This window comes from Clostridium collagenovorans DSM 3089 (genome assembly GCF_900130005.1).
Taxonomy (GTDB): domain Bacteria; phylum Bacillota; class Clostridia; order Clostridiales; family Clostridiaceae; genus Clostridium_D; species Clostridium_D collagenovorans.
The window spans coordinates 273,451-291,823 of record NZ_FQXP01000005.1 but is presented as its reverse complement, the minus strand read 5'-3'; the positions used below and the strand labels follow the sequence as shown (position 1 = coordinate 291,823).

General features: G+C 28.3%; 16 protein-coding genes. 14 read left to right on the top strand and 2 right to left on the bottom strand.

Annotated features, from left to right (window positions below; genetic code table 11):
* Positions 1 to 71 precede the first annotated feature (71 nt).
* Positions 72 to 1,595, top strand: a complete 1,524-nt coding sequence (locus BUA48_RS07560; RefSeq protein WP_072831445.1) for a LexA family protein — start codon at positions 72 to 74, stop codon at positions 1,593 to 1,595.
* Positions 1,596 to 1,726: 131 nt separating this feature from the next.
* Here the strand turns inward: BUA48_RS07560 and BUA48_RS07555 are convergent, their stop codons facing one another.
* Positions 1,727 to 2,845 (bottom strand): glycosyltransferase family 4 protein, encoded by a 1,119-nt coding sequence (locus BUA48_RS07555; RefSeq protein ID WP_072831444.1) that lies wholly within the window; start codon positions 2,843 to 2,845, stop codon positions 1,727 to 1,729.
* A 157-nt stretch (positions 2,846 to 3,002) separates the two neighbouring features.
* On the opposite strand from BUA48_RS07555, the gene BUA48_RS07550 reads away from it, so the two are divergent.
* The 3 genes from BUA48_RS07550 (at position 3,003) to BUA48_RS07540 (ending at position 6,058) form a co-directional block, all read left to right on the top strand.
* The gene (locus BUA48_RS07550) at positions 3,003 to 4,007 is read left to right on the top strand and encodes a CotS family spore coat protein (protein WP_072831443.1); all 1,005 of its coding nucleotides are present in this window, start codon (positions 3,003 to 3,005) and stop codon (positions 4,005 to 4,007) included.
* Positions 4,008 to 4,030: 23 nt separating this feature from the next.
* Positions 4,031 to 4,918 carry a hypothetical protein gene (locus BUA48_RS07545; protein WP_072831442.1) on the top strand — a complete coding sequence of 296 codons (888 nt, stop codon included), beginning with the start codon at positions 4,031 to 4,033 and terminating at the stop codon, positions 4,916 to 4,918.
* Between the two features lie 111 nt (positions 4,919 to 5,029).
* Positions 5,030 to 6,058: a CotS family spore coat protein gene (locus tag BUA48_RS07540; RefSeq protein WP_072831441.1), complete on the top strand. Its 1,029-nt coding sequence runs from the start codon at positions 5,030 to 5,032 to the stop codon at positions 6,056 to 6,058.
* Between the two features lie 52 nt (positions 6,059 to 6,110).
* Here the strand turns inward: BUA48_RS07540 and BUA48_RS07535 are convergent, their stop codons facing one another.
* Complete coding sequence (locus BUA48_RS07535; RefSeq protein ID WP_072831440.1) at positions 6,111 to 7,238, bottom strand: glycosyltransferase family 4 protein; 1,128 nt, start codon at positions 7,236 to 7,238, stop codon at positions 6,111 to 6,113.
* A gap of 134 nt (positions 7,239 to 7,372) precedes the next feature.
* Between BUA48_RS07535 and BUA48_RS07530 the strand changes: the two genes are divergently transcribed.
* The 10 genes from BUA48_RS07530 to spoIIR all read left to right on the top strand — a co-directional run bounded on the left by BUA48_RS07530 (position 7,373) and on the right by spoIIR (position 18,182).
* On the top strand, positions 7,373 to 8,380 hold the full coding sequence (locus tag BUA48_RS07530; protein WP_072831439.1) for a CotS family spore coat protein: 1,008 nt from the start codon (positions 7,373 to 7,375) through the stop codon (positions 8,378 to 8,380).
* A gap of 84 nt (positions 8,381 to 8,464) precedes the next feature.
* On the top strand, positions 8,465 to 9,460 hold the full coding sequence (yabG, locus tag BUA48_RS07525) for a sporulation peptidase YabG (RefSeq protein ID WP_072831438.1): 996 nt from the start codon (positions 8,465 to 8,467) through the stop codon (positions 9,458 to 9,460).
* 457 nt (positions 9,461 to 9,917) lie between these two features.
* Positions 9,918 to 10,157: a Veg family protein gene (locus tag BUA48_RS07520; protein WP_072831437.1), complete on the top strand. Its 240-nt coding sequence runs from the start codon at positions 9,918 to 9,920 to the stop codon at positions 10,155 to 10,157.
* Between the two features lie 361 nt (positions 10,158 to 10,518).
* Positions 10,519 to 12,075: a DUF3794 and LysM peptidoglycan-binding domain-containing protein gene (locus BUA48_RS07515; RefSeq protein WP_072831436.1), complete on the top strand. Its 1,557-nt coding sequence runs from the start codon at positions 10,519 to 10,521 to the stop codon at positions 12,073 to 12,075.
* Positions 12,076 to 12,462: 387 nt separating this feature from the next.
* Positions 12,463 to 13,305, top strand: a complete 843-nt coding sequence (gene ispE / locus BUA48_RS07510; RefSeq protein ID WP_072831435.1) for a 4-(cytidine 5'-diphospho)-2-C-methyl-D-erythritol kinase — start codon at positions 12,463 to 12,465, stop codon at positions 13,303 to 13,305.
* Between the two features lie 100 nt (positions 13,306 to 13,405).
* Positions 13,406 to 13,609: a CLC_0170 family protein gene (locus BUA48_RS07505; protein WP_072831434.1), complete on the top strand. Its 204-nt coding sequence runs from the start codon at positions 13,406 to 13,408 to the stop codon at positions 13,607 to 13,609.
* Positions 13,610 to 13,694: 85 nt separating this feature from the next.
* Entirely contained in the window at positions 13,695 to 15,155 is a 1,461-nt protein-coding gene (locus BUA48_RS07500; protein ID WP_072831433.1) for a spore germination protein, read from the top strand.
* A 12-nt stretch (positions 15,156 to 15,167) separates the two neighbouring features.
* Complete coding sequence (locus BUA48_RS07495) at positions 15,168 to 16,277, top strand: GerAB/ArcD/ProY family transporter (protein ID WP_072831432.1); 1,110 nt, start codon at positions 15,168 to 15,170, stop codon at positions 16,275 to 16,277.
* Entirely contained in the window at positions 16,267 to 17,454 is a 1,188-nt protein-coding gene (locus BUA48_RS07490; RefSeq protein ID WP_072831431.1) for a Ger(x)C family spore germination protein, read from the top strand. The genes BUA48_RS07495 and BUA48_RS07490 overlap by 11 nt, the downstream gene beginning before the upstream one ends.
* Before the next feature lie 77 nt (positions 17,455 to 17,531).
* Positions 17,532 to 18,182 carry a stage II sporulation protein R gene (spoIIR, locus tag BUA48_RS07485; protein WP_072831430.1) on the top strand — a complete coding sequence of 217 codons (651 nt, stop codon included), beginning with the start codon at positions 17,532 to 17,534 and terminating at the stop codon, positions 18,180 to 18,182.
* The last annotated feature ends 191 nt before the right edge of the window (positions 18,183 to 18,373 follow it).

The following is an 18,373-nucleotide window of genomic DNA, read 5'->3' as shown; positions in this document are numbered from 1 at the left end:
TAAAAAACACCCTTAAAGCTATATTAAATGATATAATATAAATACTTTTTAATCAAAGGGGAGGTGACTTTATGAAGATGGACAAGGCTCAAGAAAGAGTTTTGTATAGTAAGCCAGGGTTTTATTTGGTTAAAGGAAAGAAAGATACGGGAAAAAGTACTTTAGCTTTATATAAGGCTATGTATTTAGAAAATAGTTATTGCTTGTATAAAAATGAAAAGGTTCTTATAGTTTGTAAGGATGAAAGTGAGCTTTATACACTACAAAGAAGTTATAATAATATAAATTCAGAAAATAAATCACAGTTTATTAGCCTTTTTTCCACAGAGGAGAGTAAAGTAACTTTCACAACTGTGGATAATTTGATCAATGAGACTTTAAAGATTTATAAGTCACAGCTTGAAAATAAATTAAATATAAAAAATATAAAGATAATAGATGAAAAAGAAGAATTTAAAATATTTAATGAGATCTTTAAGAGTTTTAAGGAAAAGAACTCTGGAAATAGAATACTTAAAGAAAAGTATTCTAAATTTTTCTTTGAGGAAATCCAATGGATTATGAGTTGTGGATTTAGGTCACAAGATGAGTATTGTAATGTTCAAAGGTTTTGTAGAGCTTATGAAAAAGGAACAGTGCCTTCAAGTTTAGGGAAAAATTCTATAGCTAGAAAAACCATATATGCTTTAAAGGAAGATTATATATCACATTTAAAAGTTAATAAACTTATAAATAAGCTAGAAGCAATAAAGTTATTAACATATGAAGTGCAAAAAGAATCCACATATACACATATAATTGTAGATAATGGTGAACAATTCAGAAAAATCGAAATTGATTTGTTGATAAGTATGATAAAAACATCGCCATATTCTAATTTTATTTGTTTTAATAATAAAGAAAATGATAAATGTTCAATGGGATGGTTAGTGAGAAGTAGAAAATTAGATTCTCTTGGATATGAAATAGAAGGTAAAAATTTAAACTTAAAGAAAGTCTATGGAGAATTTAAGTCAGAAGTATTAAGGATAAAAGAAAATACTGTTAAGGAAAAAGTTTTTGGCGATGACTTTGAAAATGCAAATATATTTATGGAAGCTTATGATTACTATGATTTAAGACATAATAGAAACTGCAAGATTTTAAGAGATATTAGTAATTTTGATGAAATAATTCTGAGAGATATTTCAGGTGAAGAGGTAGTTAATGAATTAAAGTCTATACCTGTATATAATGATATTGCTGCAGGAGAACCTATTATGATAAATGATGAGTTAGAAGGAAATTTCTATTTGCCAGAGTACTTCTTTAAAGGTGTAAAAGAATGCTTTATTCTTAAGGTTAAGGGCGATAGTATGATAGATGCTAATATTGATAATGGTGATTTAGTATTACTTCGAAAACAGTCAAATGCCTTAAATAATGATATTGTAGCTGTGGATTTATATGGGAGTGCAACTTTAAAGAGGCTTAATATAAGTAAAGATGGAATTTTCTTAATGCCTGAGAATATAAATTATGAACCAATTAAGGTTACTGAAGAGGGTGCTTCTATTATGGGAGTAGCAATAGGTATATTAAAGAATAAAAATTAAGTTTATATATAAAGTTTGAAAGGACATTAGCATAGAAGCTAATGTCCTTTTAAGATTTTATTAAAATAAGTTTGAAGGTTTATTATTTAAAGCAGATATTAAAATATATGCTGTGTAAAGATAAAATATTATTATAACTCATAAATTTTTTCATAAGCTTCTAAGGTTTTTTTAGCTGTATTCTCCCAAGAGTAATTTTTAGAATGAAGATATCCTTTTATAGCTAGGGTATCTTTTAAGTCATCATCATTTAATAAAGTACCCATTGCGTCTCTTAGAGAATCTGGTTTATACGGATCTATTAAGATTCCACAATCTCCAACAACTTCAGGTATAGAAGTTAAGTTAGAGCTTATAACAGGGGCTTTACAACTCATAGCTTCTAGTGGTGGAAGTCCAAAACCTTCATAAAGTGAAGGATATACAAAGGCTTCACAGGCATTATAGAAACTTGGCAAGTCCTCATTTGGTATGAAGCCAGCAAAGATTATTTTATCTTCCATATTAAGATCATCAACAAGCTTAACTAATTTTTGACTACTATCTCTATAGGAGCCTAAAATAACAAGTTTATGTTCTTTATCTAAATCTTTATAAACTTTACTAAAGGCTTTTATGAGTGAGTCCACATTTTTTCTATCGCTGAAACCTCCCAGATATAATATAAAAGGATCTTTTATATTGTATTTATTTAATATAAATCTTTTGCATAACTCCTTATCTAGAGGCTTATAGCATTTATTAGCTGCCAAAGGAGTTACAAAGATTTTATCAGGGTCTATAGGGAAATATCTTAGAATATCATCCTTAGAGTATTGTGATACTGTTAAAATACCAGTAGAGTTTGAAATAATATCTGGCATTTCCTTTAAAAACTTAAGTAGATAACCTCTACCAACAGTTTCAGGCATAATATAAGGTATTAAATCATGTATAGTACATACAGTTTTACATTCTATGTCTTTATATAAACCAATTCCATTTTGAGGGACATGATATAAATCTATATTTTCTTTTTTTAGATTACTAGGAAAGTAATTAACTTGAAAGAATCTTTGATGCTTTTTAGAAGTCATTATAATTTTAGTATTATCTTTTCTATAATCTTCGAAATTATCACCAGACCAATATAGATTATAATTATTTTCACTATCTATGTTAAGCAAGTGTTTTAATAAGTTTTCGGTATAGGTTCCTATGCCAGTACCATGATACCAAGTTATGCTTCGTGCATCCATTGCTATTTTCATTTCGAAATCTCCTTTCATATATGAACTCTTTTCAAATAATGGTCCATTTTGGATATCTATTTATATCATATTCACAATAGGGGTAATTATTTACTATCACAAAAAATATTTAGTAAACATATAATAAATATAAAGCAATTTTTTAGGGAGAAGCCTTTTGAATATTGAAGATATTAAAGAAATAGTTCAATGCAAATATAACATTACAGTTGATGAAATAGAAAAAATAAAAAATGTATACAGAATAAACAGTAAGGGAGAAATTTATTGCTTAAAGGTAATAAAATATGAACTTCCACATTTCTTTTTTATTTATAGTGCCATGAGATATTTACAAAATAATGGCTTTGAAAACATTCCTAAATTTATTAAAACTATTTGTGGAGATGAATATATAGATTTAGGAAATAACCATGCATATTTAACTCCATGGCTCAATGCAAGAGAAGCCAATTATGATAATCCTATTGATGTAAAAACAGCGGCCTTAAAATTAGCAGAACTTCATAATCATAGTGAGGGTTTTGAAGTAACTTCGGATATGAAACCAAGATATTATTGGGGGAAATGGATTGAGAACTTTACTACTAGAAAAGCAGAAATTTTAGATTTTAGGGGGAAGATTTTAACTAAACCAATAATAACAGAGTTTGATAATTTATATCATGAGGCTATAGAAGAAGAAATTGAGAGATGCGATAGAGCGATAAATCATTTAATGGAATCCAAGTATTTAGATATAATGAAAAATCAAGAGGCAAATAAGAGCTTTTGCCATCATGATTATGCTAATCATAATGTGCTTATAAATAAGCAAGAAGAGGTTAGTTTAATAGATTTTGATTATTGTATACTAGATACTCATTTACACGATTTAGGTAGTTTACTTATAAGACGCATGAAGGATGGAAAATGGTCCATGGACAATGCGGTATATATATTAAAAAATTATGATAGTTTAAGAAAACTTCAAGATAGTGACATTCCTATTCTTGCAGCTTTTATAGAATTCCCACAGGCATTTTGGCAGGTTGGACTTCAATACTATTGGGAAAAACAACCTTGGGAAGAAGAGGTGTTTATGAAAAAGTTAAGGAGAGTTTTGGAGGATAGGGAAGAACGTCAAGAATTTGTAGATGAGTTTAGAATGTTTAAATTGTAGTCATGTATAAGGAGTGATTTTTTATGCCATGTAACTTAGAGAGTTTCTTTGATTATATAAATAAAAGAGGCATAGAACAACTTAAGGCTTTCAGCACTTTTGAGGAGGATTTTGAGTTCAAAACCCAAGGGGAGGTACTTACACAGCTTAAGACTCTTAGTACTTTTCATAAAAGATCAATGGGTTATGATGGATATATTGTGCAGAAGCTTAATAATAATATAGGAAAAATATTTGAAAATTTTAAGGTGGATGTAAAAAGGTTTAGAAGAGATTTGAAGATTATAGAAAATAAAGACTCTTCGGAGCTTAATAAGGTAGAAGAAGTTTTCAAAATCCATGGTAAAGAGTATTTAAATAGAGCTGAAAAAGTTATAAGCACTATAGAGGAATATGATTATTATAAGTTAATTTTAAGATCTATGAGGAGAAATGAAATATCTCTGTATAACTGTGGAATGGATAATTTACGAAGTGCGTATATAGTAACAACACCTTTAAATTTAGGACGAAAATATGAAGATGACAATTCTTTATATAGATATTTTAGGGGGAACTACTTAGAGTTTGCACAAAAGGAATCATTGTTGCAAAACACAACTGAATTTATACAGGTTGTAAATTTAGATAGATGTGCATATAACTTAGTAGAAGTGGATTGCTATTATTTATTAAATTATTTAAGAAAAAAACAATGTGACTATGACTATAAATTTTTAGTAAATGCCTTTTGTTATTTTGAAGGGTTAGATGAAAATAGTGAAAAGTTTATATTATCACTTCTCTCTTATCCAGTAGACTTTATGAGATGGGTTCACAGATATAGAGAGCAAAGAAAGAAGTGGTCTGTTGAAAAATATGCAGATAAGTTTAATAAAATAATAGAAAAAGAGGTTAAAAGCTTAATATAGTATTTAAGATGGCTTACAAGAACTTATAAGTTTAAATTAAGGTAAAAAAGTTTATGGTAAGCACTTATTTAAGTTTAGACCAGATGTAAAAATATTATATGAGGTGTTTTTATGTTAGATGTAAAATATAAAGATAGAGAATATCTGAAAGGTTATGACTTAGATGTCGGACTTTTCGATATGTTTGGATTAAAGGTAATTGATCTTATACCTGTAAGAAAGGTATATATTTTAGTGACAGACAAGGGAAATAAAGTATTAAAGAGACTTAGTTTAGATGAGGAAGAAATGGACTTTTTAGATTCTGTTTTTTCTCATTTAAATAAAAATGGATTCAATCAAATGATAAGTTTTGATAAAACAAAGGAAAATAAGACTTATTACAGATGGAAGGATGAACTTTATTGTTTAATGCCTTTAGTAGAGGGAAGAGAAAGTGAATATGCAAATCCAATAGATGTGGATATAGACATAAACGCTATTGCAAAATTACACCATAGTAGTAAGGGTTTTTCTCCTATACCTGATTTGAAGGATAATAGAACTGGACTTATAAAAAGCTTTGAAGATAGCTTAGGGAAATTGAAATTATTTAAGGAATTGGTTTCTTTATATGAAGATAAAAATGAGTTTGATCTTATATTTATGGATACTGTAGATTATCATTTAAAGCAAATTGAAAAGTCTATAGAATTATTAGAAAAATCCTCTTACTTTGAGCTATGTAATGAAAATGATAAGATAGCATTTTGTCATCATGATTTAGCACATCATAATATTTTAATTAAGGATGAAATAGCCTATTTTGTAGATTTTGATTACGCTATTTTTGATTTAAGAGTTCATGATTTATGTAACTTTATATGTAAGGTAGTAAAGAACTTTGCATATGACTTTGAAAAGACTAAAAACATTATAAAAGGTTATGAAATATACAGTAAACTTGACCAAAGAGAATTAGAAGTTTTATATGCTTTATTATATTTTCCACAGGACTACGTTAGCATATGTAAATCATATTATACTAAGATTAAGGATTGGGAATATGCGAGTTTCTTAGAAAAGCTTAAAGATAAGGTATCATACAGAGAGGAAAGAGAAGAGTTTTTAAGTAAGTTTAAAAAATATTATTTACTATAAATAGAAAACCTAGCATTTTAAAATGCTAGGTTTTCTATATTTCTAATAGTTATTATAAACTCTTGGAAATTTCTTTGTAGGCTCTTAATGTTTCGCAAGCTGTCTTTTCCCATGTAAGCTCTTTTGACCTACATACACCTTTTAAAATTAGGTTTTCTTTTAGATTGGAGTTTTCTAAAACTTCTGCCATGGCATTACTTAAATCCTCTGTATCATAGGGATTTATTAATAGACAAGAATCCTTAACAATCTCAGGTATAGAAGTTAAATTAGAAGTTATTACTGGTATACCACAGGCCATTGCTTCTAATGGAGGTAGTCCAAAGCCTTCATAGAAGGAAGGGTACACAAAAAGTTCACAAGCATTATAAAGATATGGCATATGATTTAAAGAAATAAATCCAGGGAATAGCACATCATTCTCTAAGTGTAAATCATTAACTCTTTTTTTATAGATATTATAGGATATTCCATGAGTTCCAGCTATGACTAGTTTCAATGGACTTTTAGTCTTTTGCTTTAACATATAAAATGATTCTATAAGACCAATAATGTTCTTTCTAGGACTAAATCCTCCTATATATAGGATAAAGTCATCTTTGATTTTATACTCTCTTTTTATTAGCTCCTTGCATAACTGTTTGTTTAGGGGTATGTACACCTCTTCAGCTGCAAGATGGGTAACAAAGATTTTTTCCTCGGGAAAATTGAAAACATCTATTATATCTTTCTTTGAATGTTCAGAAACTGTAATTATACCATCACAAAGAGGTAAAATTCTTGGCATTTCCTTTTCAAAAATTCTCAAATAGTTATCACTAACTGTTTCAGGCATTTTACAAGGAATTATATCATGAAGAGTTATAACAAAAGGACAAGTCTTCTTATAAGGAAGCCCTATACCATTTTGAGGTACATGATATAAATTTAATGAGTCATCTGTAAGCGTATTAGGATTACTAACTTCATGCCAAAAATTAGAATTTAGCTCCGTATTTATGTTTACAATTTCTATATTATCATTGAAATCTATATTAATATTACATTTCTCCGGAAGAAATAAAGAGTATTTATTTTCTATATCTATTTTGTTTAGAGCCCTTAGTAACTCGTGAGTATATGTGCCTATCCCAGTTCCTCTATACCATTTGGCAGCTCTTGCGTCGATTCCAATTTTCATAAATAAAACTCCTTATATATGAATATAATTTATTATATTAACTCTAAGGAAAATGTGTTAACAACTTTTATAAGAATAATCTATTCTAAAATTGGTTTTTTATGAATAAGATAAAATGGGGAGGGATGAAAGCAATGATGAGAGAATTAGAAATTGAAAGACAATTTGATTTAAAGATTGAAAAAATGCAACCTAATAAAGGAATATATTTTTTGAATACAAATAAGGGGAAAAAATGCCTTAAAAGAATTAATTATGGTGTTCAGAAATTATCCTTTATATATGGAGCCAAGGAACATTTAATTAAAAATGGATTCAATAAAATAGATAAAAATTTATTAAATACAGAGGGAAATCCATATGCTTTGGTAAATGAGGACATATATGTTCTTTCAGATTGGATAGAAGGAAGAGAATGTGATTTCCATAATGATGAGGACCTAGTTATGGCTGCAAAGACTTTAGCAGAGCTACATATAGCTTCAATAGGATATCAGCCAGAAGAAAATAGTAAATTAAAAAGTGACTTAGGTAGATGGCCTCACTTAATGGAAAAAAGAGTTAGTGGATTTAATAAGATGAAAAACATGGTTAGAAAAAAGAAAAATAAAAAAACTGATTTTGATATCATGTATATAAATACTATGGATTATTATAAAGATTATGGATTAAGAGCAATGAAGGTACTTGAGAATTCAAAATATGATGAGCTTTGTGAAGAAGCAGAACTTCAAAAGAGTTTCTGTCATCATGATTATACTTATCATAATATAATTGTATCTCCAGAGAATGAAATACATGTAGTGGACTTTGATTACTGCAAAAGAGAACTTAGAGCATATGATATCTCTAACTTCTTAATAAAAGTTTTAAAAAGAAGATCTTGGGACATAAAATATGCTAAATTAATTTTAGATACTTATAATAGTGTGAGTCCGTTAAAAGAAGAGGAATATAGAATAATATTTTCATTCTTATTATTCCCTCAAAGGTTCTGGAGATTAAGTAATAGATACTATTATAATGAAACAGGGTGGATTCAAAATACCTTCAATAATAAAATTCAATCTATGATAAAAGAACAAGAAGTTTTCGATAAATTTATAGAAGAATTTAAAGAACTTTATAATCAAACAGAATAATTTAATATGTATTTTAAATAAATCACCAACGTACCTATTAACTCATATGATAAAGGAAGTAAAAAGTTTTATGGAGATGAGATAATGGTAGTTGGTGATTTAGTTGTTAGAAAATCTTATGGTAAAGATATAACCTTTAAAATTATAGATCAATATGAAAACGAAGATGGAGAAATGATATTCATCTTAAAAGGAGTTAATTTAAGAATAGAAGCAGACTCTATAGAAGCAGACTTAGAGGTAGTTACAGAAAAGAATAATAGTAAAGCCGATATAATCTTCAATAAGAGAATTAATGATTCAATAAAGAGAGTTTTAGCAGAAAGAGATCCCTATCAAGATGTACAAGAGGTATTTGCCAATAAATCTAAACCAAATAAAAAAAGCAAAAGTAGTAAAAGTAAAAATAAAAGTAGTATAGTAGATTATAGTAGATCAGAAAGTTTTTTAGAAGATAGAGGGAAGAACAACAAAGAAGGTGGGGAGCTAGTACTAGATAAAAAATTAGTATTTGGAAGACCGGGAAGAATTCTTCATATAGATGGTGATCCAGATTATTTACAAGTTTGTTTAAAGACTTATAAGGAATTACTTATAGATGCTGTAGGTGTAGCTATAGCAGAAAATGAACAACCAGATAGAATTTTAGAGCTAGTTAGAGAAATAAAACCTGATATTGTTGTACTTACAGGTCACGATGGTATGTTAAAAAAAACAGGAGATGAGGTTCTTAACTTAGATAACTATAGAAATTCTAAGCACTTTGTTGAGACAGTAAGAAAGCTTAGAATATATCAGCCAAGTTATGATGAATTAGTTATCTTTGCAGGGGCATGTCAGTCCTGTTATGAGGCTCTTTTAGATGCAGGTGCTAACTTTGCCAGCTCTCCTAATAGAGTATTGATACATTGCTTAGATCCAGTACTTGTATGCGAAAAAATAGCTTACACCAATATAGAAAAGTTTGTAGCTATTGAAGATGTAATAAAAAATACTATAACTGGAATTAAGGGTGTAGGTGGAATGCAAACAAGAGGTAAATATAGAGAGGGATTCCCAAAATCTCAATATTTAAAATAAAATTTAATAAATAAAAGTAGTAATAGATTGTCATAAAAAAGTATAGATACAGTGTAAATTTAAGGGTAATTATTCTTTGTACTGAACTTATATTTTTAATATGACAATCTATTTTTATAGTAAAACTTATTGTAGTAAAATAATGTTTTTTTTTATAAAAATAATAGGTATAAAGGAATGAAGGTTTTATCATTAATAGATATGAAATATAATTTTAGGAGTAAATCATAAATTTTAAATTATGCTTTATATAAAATTAATAGTTTATATGGAAGTTGTTACAGTGATTTTAAATAGCTTATATTAGGACAGAAATATAATTAATATATAAGGTATAAAGTGATCTAAATAAGTTTATTATATGTATAATATTGCTGGAATTGAGCCATAATATATAATGGTATAACTAAATTCTAATATAACTATAAGAGAAACTATGAAGGAGCAGGTGCAGAACATGATTCAACAAGCAAAGATTAATTCTATCAAAAACGAACTGGAAAAACATACAGGGGAAAGCGTTTCACTTAAGGACATAGGTGGAAGAAGAAAAGTATTAATTAAAAATGGTGTTTTAGAGAAAACTTATTCAAGTATTTTTGTTGTTAAGGTTGAAGATGATTATGAAAGAAGAGTAACTTATAGTTACACAGATGTTCTCACTAAAAGTGTGCAGTTGAGTTTTGCACAGTTATAGCATGTTTAAATAGCTAGCAATAGGAAATATAGACATTAGAATATAAAATATATAAATTATAATATAAAGATATATTTAATAACTGCTAAATTAGCAGTTATTTTTTTTATATTTTTATCATTTTTTTGAGGGTATGGACATATGTTAATATTAGTAGCTTAGAGAGTTAGAGAATGCAAACTTATCATATGAAACTATCAGGGCATTTTAAATATGTTTTAAAGATAGTATTTATTTATCTTTGAAGGTAGGTTATAAAAATAATTTATACTTCAAGATAAATATTTAAAGGTATTTAGCATATTTTCTAAGCTGAAATTATATAAATTATATATATTGATGGAAAAGGGGGAATAGTTCCGTGGAATTGCTTAGAGAAAATATAGAGTTTGAGCAACTATTAACAGAAACTTATGCAGATACCGTTGTGAGGGAGGAATATGTTGTTCCAGATACCCTTCCTGATGTTCATGAAATTTTAATGTTAGATGCGAGCCCAAGAGTTACGAATCATGAAATTCAAGAGGATAAGATATACTTAGAAGGAAAGGTTAATTATACTATTTTATACTTAAGTAAAGTTAATGATGTAACAGAAGTACAATCTCTTAATTATTCAAGTACATTTTCTAACACTATGGAATGTAGAGAGGATTTTAATGATATAGAGTGTTACATTGAGTGCTTTGTTGAACATATGGAATGCAATATGGTTAATGAAAGAAAGATAGGCATCGCTGGTATTATAAAGTCTAAGGGTGATGTTTACAACAAGTACAGCTATCAAGTTGTTAAAGATATAGATAACGCTGTAGATACTCAATTTGCAAAAACACCTATAAAGATTGATAAGGTTGTAGAAAATGTAGTAACTGAATTAATGGGCGAAAGTCAAATGTTAGTGGCTATGGAAAAACCACAAATAGATAAGGTACTTAAAGTTGATGTTATATTAAATAAAAAAGAGCTTAAATTATTTGAAGGAAAGCTAAGAATAGAAGCTAGTGGAAAAGTAACAGTGTTATATCAACCACTTGGCGAAAATAATGTATGTGTTTTAGAAGATGTTATGTCCTTAGAAAAGGAAATGGACTTTGATGATTTAGATCCAACTATGGAAAGCTATTTAGATATGAAAGTCTATGATGTTAACTATGCCTTAAGAGAAGATGATTTAGGTGAAAAGAGAATTGTTGATATAGCATTATCTGCAAAGGTTTCTAGCAAGGTAATGAAAAAAGAAGAGCTAGACATGATAGAGGATGCGTATTCTCCAAGCATGATACTTAATATGGAAAGAAAACAAATTCCATTAAATGTAATGCATAAGCAGGTTTCAGAGGAGAAAATTCATAAGTTTGATATTGAATTAGAAAATGAAGCTGAAAGACCTAAAGAAGTAATATTGGCTAAAGGTGATGTTTCAATAAGTGATTGTAAAGTATTAGAAGATAAAGTTACTATAGAAGGAACTTTAAAAGTTGATGTAGTATACAGAACAGTTGATGAGGATATTTATATTGCTTCTGTATCAGATGAGGCTCCTATAAGCTTTACAGTTGATATGCCAGGAGCTAAAATAGACATGCAAAGTATATGCAAGTGTACATTAGAAAACTTAGAAGTTGATGTACAAGCAAGCAACTTAGCTGTTAAGGCAGTAATTTCTGTATATGCTCGTTGTGATTATAAGGATACAAAGGAATTTGTCACTAATATAGTAAAAGTAGAAGGGGAAGTTCCTAAAAAGAAAGCTAGTATAATAATTTATGTTATACAAAAGGGTGATACTCTTTGGAAAATAGCAAAACATTATAATACTACAGTGGATTCTTTATGCAAGTTAAATGAAGTTATGGATCCTGAAAAGCTAGTAACAGGACAAAAACTTATAATACCAGGAAGAGCTGTAATTTAGAATTTAAGTTTTTAGAGTTATAAATATTAAGGAATACATTTTATTAAAATAAAGTGTATTCCTTAGTTTGTATATAAATATAAATTTAAGGGAGCAAGTAATTATATCTATATGTCTTAAGAAAATCTTTTGTATATAAGTTCTATTCAATATAATGTGTTTATGTCAAAATACATCTTTATAATATAACTACAGTTAATAATAAATAGCTTGAAGATTGTTTATTAGAATATATATTTTTATGTGAGGTTATATAGTTAGGATTTATGAATAAAAATAATCTTTAGTAAAAGTGGCTTTTATCTTATAAATCTTTGTAGTATAATTTAAAATATTTGAGAGGTCTTTTAAGTTTAAATACGTTAGATCCAGGTTAAGGAGGGTAAAATGATAAGTAAGGCTTATGCAAAGATTAATCTTTCCCTTGACATAATAGGCAAACAAGAGAATGGTTACCATATTTTAAAGATGATAATGCAGAGTATAGATCTATATGACATAGTAAGTGTGGAAAAAGCCGTAGAAGGAATTTCTTTAACATGCAATAAATCATACATACCAACAGACGATAAAAATATTGCATATAGAGCAGCAAAACTATTTATAGATAGATATAAAGTTGAAAGTGGAGTTAAAATAAATATAGTAAAGAATATACCAGTAGCAGCTGGAATGGCCGGTGGAAGTACTGATGGTGCAGCAGTTTTAAAACTTATGAGAGATTTATTTAAACCAGAAGTAAGTAATAAAGAGCTTGAGAAAATTTCAGTTGAGATAGGTGCAGATGTGCCATTTTGTATAGAGGGCGGAACTGTTTTATGTGAGGGTATAGGAGAAGTAATGACTAAACTTCAGCCTTTTAAGGATAAAATTCTTGTAGTAGTAAAGCCTAACTTTGGAGTATCTACTAAAGAAGTATATAAGGCTTTTGATTTAGATAAAGTAGCTAAGCATCCAGAAACTAAGGAATTAATAGATGCTATTAAAAAGGATGACTTAGATTTTATATGTGATAATATGAAAAATCTTTTAGAGAATGTAACTTTAAATAAGTACCCTTTAATAAAACAAATTAAACGTGAATTAATGAGTATGGGTGCCAAGGGTGCAATGATGAGTGGAAGTGGTCCAACTGTATTTGCATTCTTTGATGATATGTTACAGGCACAAAGAGCATATGACCAATTAAAAGCAAACTATAAAGAAATATTTATAACTAGAACCATATAAGTAAATAGAAATTATAAAATGAATATTTTTTTTAATATCGCAAAAACTACCTAAGAATACCTTTCTTAGGTAGTTTTTTTATTGGGATAAATGAAAAGGGGTGAGTAATATAAAATTATTAGAGTTATGCGATATATATTTTTTAGTTATGATGGTTATTTTATGTGGAAGTTCTATATTTCTAGAAAGTCAAAAGTTATATAAAGAGGGAGATAAAATAGCATCTAGAAAAGCAACATTAGTAGGAAAATATATGCTAGGTATTTCGGTTGTATTATTTTTACTAAGAGTGATATTACTATAAAAAGTTTTAAGTTTAGAAATTATATAGTTTATTAAATATTATAAAGAGATCTTATGGAGAAAATTGAAAAAGAGGGAGTGATTAAATGAAGGAGTTTGAGAAAAAACTAATAAGTACCAGTGCAAAAGAAAATTTAGCCTACATAAAGGCGGTACTTGCGCAAAATGGCGATATTGTTTTTAGAGAGTTTTCCTTTGATGGAAGAAATGCCGTTATAATCTACATTGATGGAATGGCAGATAAGTTGTTATTAGATGAATACGTTATACAACCTCTTATGCAGCATGAGGATGACAAAATATCTTCAGAAGAGGTATTTAATACAGTAGTAACGGCATCAGATGTAAGAAAAGTTGATGATATGACTAAGGGAATAAACGCTTTTTTAAGTGGTGATACTCTTATGTTTATTGACAATCTTACAGAAGCCTATGTTATTGCTACTCGTAGTTGGCCTAATAGAGGAGTTGGTCAGGCAGAAAATGAAGCAACTATAAAGGGATCAAAGGAAGGTTTCACAGAAACAATAAGATTTAATACAGCATTAGTTAGAAGAAGGGTTAGGGATACTAGATTTAAGTTAATTCCATATGTTTTTGGAGAAAGATCTAAAAGCGATGCTTGTATTATGTACATAGATGATATTGTGAATAAAAAGGCATTAAAATTATTACAAAAGAGATTAGCTAATATAGATATAGATGCTATTTTAGATTCATCTTATATAGAACATTTAATTGAGGATAATATAAATTCTCCATTTCCTCAGATTCAAATGACGGAAAGACCTGATGTAGTAGCAGCTGCATTGTATGAAGGAAGGATTGCGCTTATAGTAGATAATTCACCTTATGCTATAATTGTCCCAGCTACATTGCCAAATTTCTTTCAGTCACCTGATGATTACTATGAAAGATGGCTTAATTCATCCTTAGTAAGATTAGTAAGATTTATGGCTATATTAATATCTTTAGCAATGCCAGCTTTATATGTAGCTATTACATCTTATCATTCAGCCATTATACCGACGAAGCTCGCCTATTCCATTGCAGCATCCAGGGAGGGAGTTCCATTCCCAGCCTTTTTGGAAGTTATGATAATGGAATTTAGTATGGCTATATTGCTAGAAGCTATAGTAAGGCTTCCTAAGGCAATAGGTGCAACTATTGGTATAGTTGGAGGACTTATTATAGGTCAATCAGCCGTTAGTGCAGGATTAGTTAGTCCTATTATGATAATAGTAATATCTCTAACTACCATAACTACATTCATTACTCCAAATTATGATGTGGTTACGGCACTTAGATTATGTAGAATATTTTTAGTTATAGCATCATCTATATTAGGACTCTATGGACTGATGATGGGACTTATGCTTATTTTAATACATTTAATTAAGCTTGAAAGCTTTGGAACGGCTTATTTAGCACCTATGGTAAATCCGAATATAAGAGATTTTAAGGATATGTATATAAAACTACCTTTAAAATATTTTAAAGATAGACCTAAATATATGAAAACTCCTGATAAATATAGACAAAAATAGGAGGAAAGCTTTATGGATAATAAAAACTTTGTTGGTAGATATGCATTATTTGCTACCTTGGTAGTAACTCTTTTAGGAGAAGGATTATTTTCTTATCCAAGAGAAATTACTGCTACAGCTTGGGGAGATGGCTGGTGGATAACAATATTAGGTGGAGTTATAGCATTTTTTATATTATATGTTATATATAAAGTAGTAGAGATAAACGGCTTTACTACCTTAGATAATATACTGATAAACAACTTTGGAAAGGGTGTAGGAAAGGCACTTTGCTTGGTGTTTATTACCTTTAATATAATATATGTTTCAGTAGGTATAAGAATATTTTCGGAATTAATAAAGATGAATTTACTACAAAAGACACCTAGAGAAGTTATTGTATTAACTATGATTCTAACAGGAACTTCATTAGTAAATGCAGGTATTAGAGCCATAGTAAAATTTAATGAAATAGGATTTTGGATAATGATAGTTCCTATTTTTATTATATTTTTATTCTTAGGTAAAAGAGCAGATTTAACTAATGTTTTACCTATCTTCAGTAGTAATTTAATGGGTTATGGTAAAGGTATAATAAGAGCGGTATATGCCTTTGCCTCAATACAGATAGCCTTTATGGTATTACCACATATTATAAATAGAGAAAAGGTTCATAGGGATTTAAGAAATAGTATGATTTTTACTGTTTTAACTTATGTATTAGTAGTAGTGCTTAGTGTGGGTATTTTTGGGAAAGCACAAACAACAATACAGTTATGGCCAACTATATCTTTAATAAGATCTATAAATGTAAAAGGTGGATTCTTTGAGAATTGGGAAGGGGTAGTTATGGTATTTTGGATACTATATTACTTCTTAACTTTTATAAATATATATTATTTTGGATCTAATATGCTTACAAGAGTACTAAACTTCAAAAGAGTTAGTATTTCTACAGTGATTTTTGCTCCAATAATATACATAATAGCTTTATTACCAGATAACATAGCTGCAGTATATGAATTACAAAATAGATATTTATATTATTTAGGTTTTATAACGGTAATCTTAATTCCTCTTATTTTACTAATAGTAAGTAAAGGTAAAAGTAAGAAGAAAAGGGGTGAAGCTAATGAAAGTTAAAAAAATAGTTTCTATTATATTGATTTGTTGCCTTTGCTGTGGATTTTCTGGATGTTGGGATAGTGTAGAAATTGATAGAAAGGGATTTGTATCAACTATAGCTATAGATGTTGGACCTGAGATATCTAAAAAGGATGAGCTTAAAAATAGGGATTCAAATAAATCATTAGAGAATAAAAATCTTGAGAAGTTAAATCTCATATTTGGATACCCTAATATGAGTGAGTTAGGTCCTGATAAGGGATCCACTGCAACTGAAAAGGTATTAAAGGTAGGGTGTTACTCTATGGCAGATGGAATTATGGAGGCAAGTACTAAAAGCAGTAGGGATATGAGTATGGAACATACTAAACTATTTATTTTTAGTAAAGAACTTCTAATGCATCAAGATACCTTTAAAGAGGTTATAGAGTATTTGCAAAGAGAACCTTCAATTAATAAAAATACTAAAGTGGTAGTGGTTGATGGTTCAGCAGAAGAGTTTGTTAAATTCAAACCGGAAATGGAAAATAATATAGAAGCTTATGTAAATGGACTTATGGAGAATAGTCAAAGAAATTCTGCTATTTTTCCTATAGATTTGAATACAGTATTTAGGAAGTTGATTGAAACTAATAGTGTACTTATACCAGTATTAAAACTAGATAAAGAGGAAAATGATATAGTTTTAGATGGTGCAACTTTAATTAAAGATTTTAGATACGACTCAACAATAGGAACTGATGAACTTAGTAATATATCTATAGTTACAGGTAGTACTAGAAGTGGAAAGAGGGTAATTTGTAAAGATGATGTTACTATTGATTATGTTATTGATGAAGTAGAAAGACAGCTTAAGATTAATTATGATGAAAATAATAATTTGGTAATTGATATGGAATTAAGAATAGGTGGTCAATTAAAAAACTTCAAAGAAGGTGAAAAAATCTTTAATGATGAAGAAATCAAAGATTTACAGGGATACTTCAATAATGCATTGAAAGAGGAGTTTACAAATACCATAAGATATACACAAGAAGAATTGCAAACGGATTTGTTTGGATTACAAGAATATATAGAAAAATATAAACCAAGTATATGGAAGAAAGTTAAGGATAATTGGAGGGGTAATTATTCAGAGGCTAAAATAAACTTAGAAGTAAAAACAAAAATTAATACAATTGGTATAATTAAGTGAATAAAACTCTCTGTGTTGGTAATAATTAGGATATAAGATTATTAATAAATTATTATCGATACAGGGGGTATTTAATTATGAAAAGAGGAATAATATTATTTTTAAGTGTATGTTTAACAGTTCTTATAGGTAGCAATGTAATTTCAGCTTATGGCAAGGAACCAGAAGTTTCACAGGATGAAATAGCAGACAAGCTTATAAGGTTTCATGTCTTAGCTAATAGTGATAGTGAAGAAGATCAAGCTTTAAAATTAAAGGTTAGGGACGTAGTATTAGAATATGCATCGCCTCTTTTAAAAGATGCGAAGGATATAAATGAATCAAGAGAAATATTAAATAAAAATAATGATAAAATTATAAATATAGCTAAAAGTGTTATAAAAGAAAATGGATACAGTTATGATGTACAAGCAGCCTTAGAGTATGAGAATTTTCCAGTTAAAACTTATGGAAATATTACATTACCAAGTGGTAAATATGAAGCTTATAGAATTCTAATAGGTAATGCAGAAGGACGTAACTGGTGGTGTGTTATGTTTCCACCTCTATGTTTTGTTGATGTTACAAAGGGAGATGTTAGTAAAGTAGAAACAGAAAAGGAAATGAAAACTGTTTTAACAGAGGAAGAGTATAATTCCGTTGATAACACTAAAAGTAATAAGGGTAAAAAAAATGATATTAAATTTAAGTTTAAAATAACTGAAGTTATAGATAAAGTATTAAAATAATATAGCTAAGATATAAAAAAATAATATTTCTTATAGGTTCCACTTTAAAATTGTAATAAGTAAATATATAATAGTAAGTAGTTTTTATAATAAAACAGATTTACTAAAACATAAGTTTTTAATAAATTTAATAAAGATAAGTACCTTTAATTAGAAATCAAAATATTATAATATAGTATTAAAGTATAATG